The organism is Glutamicibacter sp. X7, assembly GCF_054889245.1.
On sequence record NZ_CM142678.1, the window covers coordinates 1,328,365 to 1,339,554 of the forward strand.

Here is an 11,190-nt window from a genome sequence, read left to right on the forward strand (position 1 = left end):
AAGCAGATCCGGAGGCGCGCTGCCGCAGCCACTGCACTGCATGGTTGTAGTTCGGATCCATGCGGGTCGACGGCATGCGAGACCGCTCGTGACCGTGACGCTTTGCTGACCCATGTCGATGCGTTGCAGGCGGCTCAGCGTGAGGATGCCGTGCGAATGCTCGCGGTGGGCGTGGTGTTCGGAGATCTGGTGAAGCTTCACCGTCCAGTGAAGCGGTGGCAGACCCACGAGGCGGATGAGGGCAGCTTCGACACTGAGGCGGACGCCCGGGCCGCGTACCTGGACGAGAACGACGAGGAGTTCGAAGGCGAAGTCCCGTACTTCGAGATCTGCGCCGAGTGCGGCCGCATCGAGGCCGGCCAGATGGCGGAGATAGGCGCCGAAGTCTGGAACTACCGGGAGGGTTTGTGGCCGTGCCGCACTGCGAAAACCTGGGGAGCTGGCAACGATGAGTGACCAGCTCAACCCGAAAGCACTCGAAGCGGCGGCGCGTGCACTCAACGCTGTGCACTATCCCGATATATCGGCAGACTGCGCGTGGAATATGCGGACAGATGATGGTCGCGACGAAGTGCGGGAAGAAGCAGCAGCGGCCGTGTCCGCTTATCTGGCCGCAACAGTGGATCCTCGCTCATCTCCACAAGGTCACTACGACGCTTGGTTGGATACCGGCGATGGGTACACGCAACGCAAAGGGTGGACGCTCTCTTGTTTGTGGTGTGACCGCGAGTTTGTTGGGGCCACCAAAGCAGAGGCGCTCAAGGGGTATCACGCTCATGAAGAAGAGATGCGGCAGGAGCTACGGCGCACTGACGCGAATCGTAGTGTGAGCCTCCCGGGGGCGAGTGAATGAGCGCCACCAAAGACGCCAGGCACCTCTCCGGAGCCGACCTCGGCCGCCACATCACCGCACAGATACCCGGCGGCAAGTACGCCGGCCCCTGGCAGCTCGCCGGGACGATCATCAGCGTGAAGCACTTCGCCACCGGCGACGTGCAGATCACCGCCCAGGACCAGAGCCAGATTCGATTCGGTGTCATCCCCGGCACCCAGCCAGTCACAATTTCAGGAGTAGCCAGATGACCAGTCACCAGCGCCGCCGAGGCGCCACCCGTGCCCAGGTCTACGCGACCCTCGTATCCCTCGCTCGCAACCGCGAAACTGCTGAGGGGCGACTAGCACTGGCGCAGATGATCCGCCGCGCACGCCTCCACCGCTGGTCTTGGCCAGCGCTCGCCGTGGCGTTGCGCGTCACCGAGGAGACTGCCCGGGCGTGGGCGGAGGTCGGCAAGCGATGAGGTGCCCCGGCAGGGAGCGGCCGCCGCCGGCCCACCTCGTTTCCGGCCCACAACAATCTGATCCATTTGAAAGGAGGAAAAGACTTGCCATTCTTCCAAGTTGACGACCAGCTCCACGCCAACCAGAAAGCCTCCGCTCTCGCCGAACAAGCGATCGGTGGCGACCTGGTCGGCGTCGCAGCCCTTGGCCTGTGGACGATGGCCGGCAGTTACTGCCAGGCCGCGCTCACCGACGGCCTGATCTCCCACGTGCATCTGATGAAGATCCTGCTCAACAAAGACGCAGTAGATCTCTTGGCTGCACGCCTGGTCGAGGTCGGCCTATGGCACGCCACGGGGCACTCTTGCGAGCAGTGTGGGCCCGTCAAAGAAGGGCACTATCTTTTCCATGACTGGTTCCAGTTCGAGTACGACACCGGCGACAACGTCCGCCTGGCCAGAGCCAAACGCAAGGAGCTCAAGGATCCGCAGATCCGCGCCGACGTTTGGGCCAGAGACGCCGAGGACTACCCGAAGTGCTCCAGAGGGAAATGCCGTTATTGCGGCGTCATGGTCTTCAAGAAGACCAGTAAGGGCGAGACTCGCCCAGAAATGGATCACGTCGACCCCACGCTCGCAGTCGGTGTGCGCAACATCGTGCTGTCCTGCGCGGGGTGCAACCGGACCAAGGGTCGGCGTAAACCGGAGGCCGCGGGCATGACCCTGCGCCCTGCTCCAGTCCGTGAAGCTGCTCCAGCTCCGTCGAGCTTGACGACCGCGCCTTCGGGCCAGCAGGACGTCGCTCCGGAGCCGTCGAGCGCATCACGGGCTGTCGAGCGTGGGGCGCAGGATCTGGCCGCCAGCTTCGGCCTGCGCCTGGGCGCAGCGTCAGATACCACTCCAGCTCCGTCGAGCTTGACGACCGCGCCTTCGGGCCAGCAGGACGTCGCTCCGGAGCCGTCGAGCAGTGCGGCGCCAGACCAGGACAACGACGAGGATGCACGGTGGGCGGATGAAGACCCTGATTTTCCGGCCGCGCTGACCAAATATTCGACCATCGATGGTCCGCCCGAGCCAGCATCAATGGTCGAAGAGCCTGAAGCTATCCACGGGCGCGCTCATGCGCGTGCACGGGCTGGCAGGGCAGGGCAGGGCAGGGATGGGTTAGGGGCAGGGTCTGGCCAAGGTCAGCCCGACGTAACCTCAGACCCGGCTAAGCCCAGAAGACCTCGATCCAGACGTAAACGAGGCAACAAGAGATCTGATACCCGGAGGACTGGACAGGGCAACTCTCAGTCTCCGGAACCAATGCAGACTCAGTCCCATGATGCTGGTGAAGCTCCGCACGCACTGACCGGTGGCCGTCACGGGTCACCGTTCTACGGAGTGAAGGGACAGCGCGTTGATCCGCAGAATTCGACGTGCGAGATTCACCAGCTGCATCTGCCGTGCCGGAAATGCCAGGACGCGGCCGAGAGACGATATACCGAGGAGGGGCGTTGATGCCTGAGCATGTCGATAGTCCGGATTGTGGGTGCTGGGGTTGCATCTCCGAGCAGGCGCATGGTGCTGGTGTGTGCGTGGTGCACGCGGTAGACCGTGGCGATACAGCGGTGCCGGCCGTAGCGTCTGGTTCGCGGATCTGCTCAGGCTGTGAGGACTCGATGCGTGCCGCGCTGCGCCTGGTGGTGGACCGCTGGGACGAAGCTCAGGAAGCATTGCGTCCAAGCCAAGGCGGGTCGAGCAGTGAGCGGAAGACGCCCAGGGATGAACCGCCGGCACCTGTGAACCTCAAGGTGGTCGATGCGCTGCGCAAGACATCCAAGGCGGTCCATGAACTGGCTAGCCGAGTGGTGGACTCCTGCGAGGCAGCCCGTCTGCCGGAAGACCAGGGAACGCAGCGGCTTGCCGAGTGGCTGTATCGGTCGATGATCCCGCGCATCGCCGAAGTGCCTGATGCTGCGTGGGTGCTTTGGGCGTACTGGCTGGCGGTCGATGCAGCCGAGTGGATCAAGACCGTGACCGAGGGCGTGGCGCCGGTGGACCCGGTTCCGGATAAGTGCCGGCACTTGGTGCATGGCTCGGCGTGCGGTGCTGACTTGGTAGCGGTCGACGCTCCGAGCGGCAAGCGGGTCGTGGTATGCCAGCGTGTGGCTGGGCATTCGGTGCCGTGGGATGCGTGGGCGAAGTCGATGGCAGCGCGCAAGCCCAGAGGGGCGAGACCCCGGAATCATGCGGAAGTTAGCTCCTTGACTTAGCATGGCAGAATAGATGATGTAATGGCATTCGTGTCAAAGATGAAACCCCGAGAACCTCACTGGTCTCGGGGTTTCGTCATGTCTGGGCGGGGGGTGCGGATGCTCGGCGAGTGGGACCCGCGGCGTGGCCGCACCGGCCGTCCGTGGCGCAGGCTTGTCGCCCAGTACTGCAAGCCTGGTGCGGTGTGTGCCTGGTGTGATCGTGAGATTGTCTTCGGCCTGCGGCCACGGCATCCGCTCGGCCCGTCGCTTGATCACATCATCGCGCTCGAAGACGGGGGCCACCCGACCGCGCCATGGAATCTTCAGCCCATGCACCTGGGATGCAACAGCAAGAAGGAAGCAGCCCGACGACGCGCAAAGAAGCGGCCACCACCTCGGCCAGTCACGAAACTTGCGCAACTCAGAAGCCGATGACCATGATCGGCCAGCCCGGAAGCCCGGTTTTTTAGGAATCCGGCGTACGGGAGACCCGCGCGTGTTCCATTTTTTCTCTCTCCCCGATTTTCCCGGGTAGCGCCCTACACGTGTAGGCACGTCAGCCGCCGATTTCGCCGAGAATCCGGGCGACCGAGACACAGGCAGGAGGAGCAGTGGACGACGAACGCATACCCTCGATCCCGTACCGTCACGGCGGCATCGGACCGGGCATCTCCGGGTACCGCAAGGGCTGCAGGTGCGCCGAGTGCCGCAAGGCCAAGCGCGAGGACCAGGCCGCGTACCGCGCTCGCCGGAAGCTGCGTGAGCAGGGCGGCGAGGTCGATCTGGCTGAGGCTCCGGAGCTGCCGCCGATGGTGGAGCCGTCGAGCGTCTCGCTGGACTGGCAGGCCAAGCCCGGGCAAATCGAGCAGGTGCTGACCGGTGAGCTCGGCAGGATCGTTGGCGAACCGCCGTTCAAGAAGACGCTGATCGTGCTGGCCCGGTACAACGCCCGGGTGCTGGACCAGATCCCGCGCATCGACCGCCCGGACCTGATCTCGGGCATGGAGTCCCGGCTTTTCAACGTGTTTGACCGGCTGCGCAAGGTCACCGACGGCGGCGATAAGGCGGCACTGTCGCCCGAGGAGTTCCTCAAGGGTCTGCTCAGCGACGACGAGAAGCCGCCCGCGTCGGCTGACTCTGGCCCGTAATCGTGGAGGTGGTGGATGCTCGACTCCAAGCCGCGTAATCCGCCGCCACGCTTCGCCACCCAGCGCAACCCGCACCGGGCTACACGTGGCCCGCAGGTCGCCAAGATCATGAAGGCGATGGGCAACTCCCCGATGCCGTGGCAGCGCGACGCCCTGGACGTGGCGTGCGAGATCGACCCACGCACCGGAGGCTACTGGTACGACACGGTGATCGTCATTGTGTTGCGTCGAGCTGGGAAGACCACGATCAGCCGCGGCAAGCTGACCCACCGGGCCCTAACCACCCAGGACGCCCGGTTGATCTACACCGCGCAGAATCGCCTGAAAGCGCTCAAGCGCCTGAAAGACGACTACTACCTGCCGCTGCACCGCTCGGCGCTGGACATGTTCCTATCCAAGCCGCGCTGGCGCGGCGGGGAAGAAGCCGTCCGGTTCATCAACGGGGCCGAGATCGCCATCGACGCGGTGAAGCGCGAATCCGGCCACGGTGACGCGAACGACGAAGCACACCTTGACGAAGCGTATGCGCACCGGGACAACATGCTTGAGGGTGGAATCCAGCCGACCATGATGACCATCATCGGGTCGCAGATGTGGGTGCTCTCTGCCGCCGGCGATACGTCCTCGGCATACCTGCGAGACAAGGTGGAGCTCGGTCGGGCCCTGATCGAAGCCGGCGTCGAGTCCCGCACCTGCTATATCGAGTACTCGGCCCCAGAAGACGCCGACCCCGATGACCCGGAGACCTTGTTGAATTGCCACCCGGCGATCGGCTGGACCATCGAGGGCGACCGCGTGATGAACCTTCGTGTCAATTCGACGGACAAGACCGAGTGGGAGCGCGCCTGGCTGGGATGGTGGCCAGCAGCTAAAGGCCCGCCGAAGCTGGTGCCGATCGCGGCCTGGAAGAAGAACTTCGTGGCGGAGGACGCGGTTTCCTGGAATGGGACCCCGTTCTGGGCGATCGATGTCTCTCCGGAGCGTGAGTACGCCACAATCGCTATGAGCGCCCGTGCCGTGGACCGGCGAGCCAATGCGTACGTCGAGGTGTACGACCGGATGGACGGAACCCGCAACGTGGTCCCCGAGCTGAAGAAGCTACGCACCGCCCTCGGCGGCAACCTCGTGGCCATGGACGGCAACGGCTCTGCCGTGTCGCTCATACAGGACCTGGAAGAGGAAGGCTTCGAAGTCGTCACCGTGACCGGACCTAACAGGGTGGCGGCCTGCGGTGACTTCTACGACAAGGCCCTCGTCGGTGAACTGAGGTTCCCCGACGACGCACTGCTGAACGACGCCATGGGCGACACCACAAAACGGATCGTCGGCGACCGTGCCTTCGTCTTCGCCCGCGGACGCGAGCTCAAAGACATCACGCCCATGTACGCCGCCACGTTCGCCCGGTGGCTCTACATCGAGAAGCGAAAGGACGACTACGATGCCGAAGACACGATCCTCTAACGCCTTGCTGACCACGCTGCTCGACCTCATCGGCTCCCTGCTCATCATCCTCGCCGTGGCACTCGCCGTGGCCATGGTGAGCCTGCCGCTGGCCCTGGGCGCCGCAGGCGTGCTGCTCATGCTCCTGTCGTGGCTGGTGGATCGGAGGTCGCGCCCATGAGCCTGTTCCGACGCACCTCTGAAGAGCATCGATCTTCTGACGGCTGGCACAGCATCTTCGGCATGGGCAAGGATCTGGATAAGTCCATGAAGGGCGCGCTGCGCCTGGTCCCGGTGTACGCGGCAACCAGCCTGATCGCCGACTCGATTGCGATCATGCCCGTCGCAGAGTACGAATCCACAGGAGGATCGAAGCAGAAAGCCAAGACGCAGTCCGCGCTCCTGCTAGACCCTCACCCGTCCCCGACCATGACCCGCGTGGAATGGCTGGCGCAGTTCGCCACCAGCTTCCTGCTGCGCGGCAACGCGTACGGGCTGATCACTAGCCTCGACTCGGCGGGTATCCCTGCAAAGATCGCTTGGCTGCATCCCGACGAAGTCGAGGTCGACGAGTCCAAAGGCCTGCCGCGCTACAGCTACAAGGGGCGGAAGCTGGACTCGGCCACCGTGGTGCACATTCCCTGGTATGTGGTGCCGGGCTCGGTCGTGGGGCTCTCGCCTATCGGCCAGTTCCGCGAGGTGCTGAAGACCGGGTACTACGCACAGAAATACGGCATGGATTGGTTCGATAACGGGGCCGCTCCGACCGGGCACCTGAAGTACGGCCAAGGCAAGCTGGACTCGGAACAGGCCGCCAAGGCCAAGGCTCGATTCAAGGCCTCGGTGGCCGAGAACGACATCTTCGTCTCCGGCAACGACTGGGAGTGGACCCAACTCTCGGTCAACGCCAACGAAGCCCAATTCCTCGAAACCATCAAGGCCACCGCCAACCAGATCGCCGCGATCTACCGGGTCGACCCCTCGGACGTAGGCGGCGAATCGGGCAACTCGCTCACCTACTCGACGCTGGAAATGAACCAAATCAAGTTCCAGACCCGGGCCTTGCAGCCGATCTTCACCCGCCTTGAGCACCACCTCTCCCGGCTCCTGCCGGACTTCCACTACATCAAGTTCAACCCGGACGCCCTGGTGCGCACGGACACCAAGACCCGCGCCGAGGTCATGAAGCTGCAACTCGAGGCAGGGCTGCTCATCAATGACGAAGGCCGCGAGCTCGAAGAGCGACCTAAGCTCACCGCCGAGCAGAAGGCTGAGTGGCAGAAGTACTACGGCAAACAGCCCGCACCCACGAAGGAGGAAACCTCGTGAAAACCAAAGACATCGAGCGGCGCTTCCACACCGCCAAGATCGAGCTGCGAGCCTCCACCAACGGGGTGGGCATCCTGCACGGCTACGCCTCGGTCTTCAACCGGTACAGCCAGAACCTCGGCGGTTTCGTCGAGCAGGTCGACCCGGCAGCCTTCAACAAAACCCTGGCCGACGGCGTCGAGGTCCTGGCACGCTTCAACCACTCCGACGACGCCCTGCTCGGCACCTCACTGGCAGAAACCCTTCGCCTGGGCGTCGATGGCACCGGCCTCTGGTACGAAGTCGACCTGCCAGACACCAGCGTCGGCCGCGACGTCAAAGCGCTCGCCGAGCGCGGCGACCTGCGCTTTTCGTCCTTCGCGTTCCGCACGATGGAGGACGACTGGGGATACACCACCGAGGACTTCCCGCTGCGCACCCTCAAGGCCGTGCAGCTGGTCGACGTGGCCCCGGTGGTCAATCCGGCGTACCGGGACACCACTACCGGCCTGCGTTCCCTCGCCGAGCGTTTCGAGGTGGATCTGGACGAGGCCCGGGCCGCGGCCGAGCAAAACGCGCTGGCACGGCTGCTGCACGACAAAGAAGCTTCTCGAGCCCACGGGCGCGAGGAAGAGCCGGCGGAGGGACAGGGCGCAACTCATCCCTCCATCGGCGAATTACGGGCGAAGCTCGACGCAGCAACGCGTCGGGCCCAGCTCGCAGAGCACTGGCTCTAACCCCGTGGGCAGGTAGACAACCACCCGCATTCCGAAATCAACCGAAGCCCGGCATTCCCGGGCTTTCGTCATTTCTGAAAGGAATGATCACCCATGGCCAAGAAGATGGCCCAGCTGCTCATGGAGCAGCGCAAGAACGTCGAGGCGCAGATGCGTGCGCTGCTCGACACCGCCGAGACCGAGGAGCGCACGCTCACCGCGGAGGAGACCGAGCAGTTCGAGCGCATGAGCTCGGACATGGACTCCCTGCGCTCCCAGGCCGACAAGCTGGTGGAAGCCGAGGAGCGCAACCGCGCCACCGAGGACGCGCTGAACCGCGCAGGCGTGAAGGGCGGCCAGGAGCGCGGCAAGGACGAGGAGGGCGTGGAAACCAAGCTCCGCTCCTTCCTGAGTGGTGAGACCCGCTCCTTCGAGGCCTTCGGTACCCAGGAAGAATGCCGTGCCCTGTCGAAGGGCACCCTCGGTGCTGGCGGCGCGACCGTGCCGACCACCTTCTACGGCAAGCTCATGGAGCACGCCATCGAGGTGGCCACCCTCCTGGTGGGCGGAGCCACCCAGTGGAACACCGCCAGCGGCGAGAACATCGACGTGCCGGTGACCGTCACCCACCCAACGGGCGCCCAGGTGTCCGAGGGCGGCACCATCCCGCAGTCCGACCCGGCGTTCGGCAAGCGCACCCTCGGATCGTACAAGTACGGCGACCTCATCGAGGTGCCGAAGGAACTGCTCACCGACACCGGCGTGGATCTGGAAGGCTACCTGGCACGCGCCGCTGGCTGGGCTGTCGGTAACGCACTCGGTGAGAAGCTGATCACCGGTACTGGCACCAGTGAGCCGGCCGGCATCGTCGGAAGCTCCACCATGGGCAAGACCGCCGCGACGCTGACCCCGACCTTCGATGACGTGATCGACCTGTTCTACTCGGTCATCGGCCCGTACCGCAACCGTCCTGCCGCTTCGTGGGTCATGGAAGACACCACTGCCGGCTACCTGCGCAAGCTGAAGGACGCGAACGACAACTACATCTGGCAGGCTTCGGTGATTGCCGGTACCCCGGACACCATCGAGGGCAAGCCGGTGCGCACCGACCCGTTCATGCCGGTCATGGGCGCCAATGCCAAGCCGCTCCTGTTCGGTGATCTGGCCTCCTACGTGGTGCGCCTGGTCAACGGGATCCGCTTCGAGTCCTCGGAGCACTACGCGTTCAACCGCGATGTGGTGGTCTTCCGCGCCCTGGTGCGCGGTGATGGCCTGCTGATGGATCAGTCCGGCGCCGTGAAGCACCTGCTGCTGCCGGCCGCCTAACCCTCTCCTGAACCTGTGGCCCGTGCCGATTCGGCGCGGGCCGTGGGTTCGCCCTCATGACTGAAAGGACCAGATCATGGCTCCAGAAATTCGTATGCGTGCGCTGATCTCCGGATCCCGCAACGGCAAGAAATGGCCCAAGCCCGGGCAGACCCTCGAAGTCCCCGAAGCCGAGGCCGCCCAGCTGATCGCCCAGGGCATCGCCACCGCCGTCGAAGCCGAAGAAAACACCAGCGCACCGAAGGCCAAGATCGAGACCGCCGTTACCGGCAATGTCTCGCTGGCCGCAGCGCGCAAGGCTGAAGCCGAGCTCAAGGCAAAGATCGAGGCCGAGCTCGCAGAGGCCGAAGCAGAGGCCAAGGCAGGCGCCGAAGCCAAGGCCGCAGAAGAGGCGCAGAAGGCCGAAGCTGAGGCCAAGGCCAAGCAGGCCGAGGAAGAATCTGCCAAAGCGGCAGCGGCCAAGCCAGCAGCTAAAGGCAAGGCTTAGCGATGGCGGCGGTTGACCTCGGCTCGATCCACACGATCGAGTGGAAGACCCGGCCCGAAGCGTCGACGATCTCCGCCGAGGTCACCCGCCCCGACGGCCAGCTCGTCACGCCCGTCATCGACCAACCAGACGGTACCGCGACAGTCACGGCCGATCTGCCAGGCCGCTGGCGGATCCGCTGGGAAGCAGGCACCGGCGAGGTCGATACCGACATCTTCGACGTCTGGCCCGATGACCCGCGCTACCTGATCAGCTTGGACGACGCACAGGCCAGCCTTGGCGCGGCACGCGCCTCGGCGTCGTACTTGCAGGACCTGCGCCTGTACATCGCCGCGGCCACCCCGGTGATCGAGGACATCACCGGCCCGATCCTGCTGGCCACCACCCAGATCACCACTGCCGGCGGCGGGAATCTGATCATGCTGGACTGGTCAGCCACCGTCACACAGGTGACCGTGGACGGCAACCCGGTCGAGCGCTGGTACACCGAGCACGGAATCCTGTACGCCGGCAGCCGCCAGGATCCCGACACCTTCCCGGCCGGCACCCTGACCGTCACCGTCCAGACCGGATACGCGGCCATCCCTCCCAACATCCGCCTCGCCGCGCGCGAGCTGGTGCGCCACTGGGTGCAGATCGGCAAGCAGAGCTCCGGCGGCTCCTCGGTGCGCCAAGACCCCACGGACGAGGTGTTCACCCCGTCCGGGTTCGCCGTGCCGCGCCGCGTCGTCGAGCTGTGCGAACCGAATAAACAGATCGGAGGCTTCGCATGAGCACCTTCACCGCAGGCCTGGCGTTCAAGGCCGCCCTCTACCAGGCGTGCAAGGACCTGCTTGCCGCCGACCCTGACACGAAGGACGTGCTGGTCTGCCCGGGCACCCCCGGTTCGTTCCAGCCCGCCGACATCGTCGCCGTCACCCGCCTCGAGGTGCAGCAGGACTTCGCGGCCATGGGCACCAACCGGTCCCGGGAGGAGACCCTCGCCGTCGACATCGTCTTCTCCTGCCTCATCGAAGGCGACGGCGAGCAGGAGCTACCAGCGCAGCAGCGGGCCTTCGACCTGCTCGGCAAGATCGAGCACCACGTCCGCATGACCGACACCACCCTCGGCGGGACCGTCCGCCACTGCCTGCTCACCGGAGTGCAGACCGACGGGCAAACCCCCGACGAGTACCTGCACGCAGGCCGCGGCGTCGACGTCATCGCCACCTTCACCGCCCGCAACCGGGTCCGAGGATAGGAGCCCTT

Annotated in this window: 15 protein-coding genes; all 15 read left to right on the top strand. The window is 65.0% G+C overall.

Going from position 1 to position 11,190, the window contains the following annotated elements; translation table 11 throughout:
• Positions 1 to 102: 102 nt before the first annotated feature.
• The 15 genes from ACYU0X_RS06530 to ACYU0X_RS06600 all read left to right on the top strand — a co-directional run bounded on the left by ACYU0X_RS06530 (position 103) and on the right by ACYU0X_RS06600 (position 11,182).
• The gene (locus tag ACYU0X_RS06530; protein ID WP_461902483.1) at positions 103 to 456 is read left to right on the top strand and encodes a hypothetical protein; all 354 of its coding nucleotides are present in this window, start codon (positions 103 to 105) and stop codon (positions 454 to 456) included.
• On the top strand, positions 449 to 853 hold the full coding sequence (locus ACYU0X_RS06535; RefSeq protein WP_461902484.1) for a hypothetical protein: 405 nt from the start codon (positions 449 to 451) through the stop codon (positions 851 to 853). Before ACYU0X_RS06530 ends, ACYU0X_RS06535 begins: the two co-directional genes overlap by 8 nt.
• Positions 850 to 1,083, top strand: a complete 234-nt coding sequence (locus ACYU0X_RS06540; protein WP_461902485.1) for a hypothetical protein — start codon at positions 850 to 852, stop codon at positions 1,081 to 1,083. Before ACYU0X_RS06535 ends, ACYU0X_RS06540 begins: the two co-directional genes overlap by 4 nt.
• Positions 1,080 to 1,298, top strand: coding sequence for a hypothetical protein (locus ACYU0X_RS06545; RefSeq protein ID WP_461902486.1), 219 nt, complete (start codon positions 1,080 to 1,082; stop codon positions 1,296 to 1,298). Before ACYU0X_RS06540 ends, ACYU0X_RS06545 begins: the two co-directional genes overlap by 4 nt.
• Before the next feature lie 84 nt (positions 1,299 to 1,382).
• On the top strand, positions 1,383 to 2,780 hold the full coding sequence (locus ACYU0X_RS06550) for an HNH endonuclease (protein ID WP_461902487.1): 1,398 nt from the start codon (positions 1,383 to 1,385) through the stop codon (positions 2,778 to 2,780).
• Positions 2,780 to 3,535 (top strand): hypothetical protein, encoded by a 756-nt coding sequence (locus tag ACYU0X_RS06555; protein WP_461902488.1) that lies wholly within the window; start codon positions 2,780 to 2,782, stop codon positions 3,533 to 3,535. Before ACYU0X_RS06550 ends, ACYU0X_RS06555 begins: the two co-directional genes overlap by 1 nt.
• 593 nt (positions 3,536 to 4,128) lie before the next feature.
• Positions 4,129 to 4,665, top strand: a complete 537-nt coding sequence (locus ACYU0X_RS06560; RefSeq protein ID WP_461902489.1) for a hypothetical protein — start codon at positions 4,129 to 4,131, stop codon at positions 4,663 to 4,665.
• A 15-nt stretch (positions 4,666 to 4,680) separates the two neighbouring features.
• A complete protein-coding gene (locus tag ACYU0X_RS06565) occupies positions 4,681 to 6,126 on the top strand; it encodes a hypothetical protein (protein ID WP_461902490.1) in 1,446 nt (481 codons plus the stop codon).
• Positions 6,104 to 6,286 carry a hypothetical protein gene (locus ACYU0X_RS06570; RefSeq protein ID WP_461902491.1) on the top strand — a complete coding sequence of 61 codons (183 nt, stop codon included), beginning with the start codon at positions 6,104 to 6,106 and terminating at the stop codon, positions 6,284 to 6,286. Before ACYU0X_RS06565 ends, ACYU0X_RS06570 begins: the two co-directional genes overlap by 23 nt.
• A complete protein-coding gene (locus ACYU0X_RS06575) occupies positions 6,283 to 7,434 on the top strand; it encodes a phage portal protein (protein ID WP_461902492.1) in 1,152 nt (383 codons plus the stop codon). The genes ACYU0X_RS06570 and ACYU0X_RS06575 overlap by 4 nt, the downstream gene beginning before the upstream one ends.
• Entirely contained in the window at positions 7,380 to 8,150 is a 771-nt protein-coding gene (locus ACYU0X_RS06580) for an HK97 family phage prohead protease (RefSeq protein WP_461902493.1), read from the top strand. The genes ACYU0X_RS06575 and ACYU0X_RS06580 overlap by 55 nt, the downstream gene beginning before the upstream one ends.
• Positions 8,151 to 8,243: 93 nt before the next feature.
• Positions 8,244 to 9,455 (top strand): phage major capsid protein, encoded by a 1,212-nt coding sequence (locus tag ACYU0X_RS06585; RefSeq protein WP_461902494.1) that lies wholly within the window; start codon positions 8,244 to 8,246, stop codon positions 9,453 to 9,455.
• 76 nt (positions 9,456 to 9,531) lie between these two features.
• Positions 9,532 to 9,942, top strand: a complete 411-nt coding sequence (locus ACYU0X_RS06590; RefSeq protein WP_461902495.1) for a hypothetical protein — start codon at positions 9,532 to 9,534, stop codon at positions 9,940 to 9,942.
• A gap of 2 nt (positions 9,943 to 9,944) precedes the next feature.
• On the top strand, positions 9,945 to 10,715 hold the full coding sequence (locus ACYU0X_RS06595) for a hypothetical protein (protein WP_461902496.1): 771 nt from the start codon (positions 9,945 to 9,947) through the stop codon (positions 10,713 to 10,715).
• Positions 10,712 to 11,182, top strand: coding sequence for a hypothetical protein (locus ACYU0X_RS06600; RefSeq protein WP_461902497.1), 471 nt, complete (start codon positions 10,712 to 10,714; stop codon positions 11,180 to 11,182). Before ACYU0X_RS06595 ends, ACYU0X_RS06600 begins: the two co-directional genes overlap by 4 nt.
• Positions 11,183 to 11,190 lie beyond the last annotated feature (8 nt).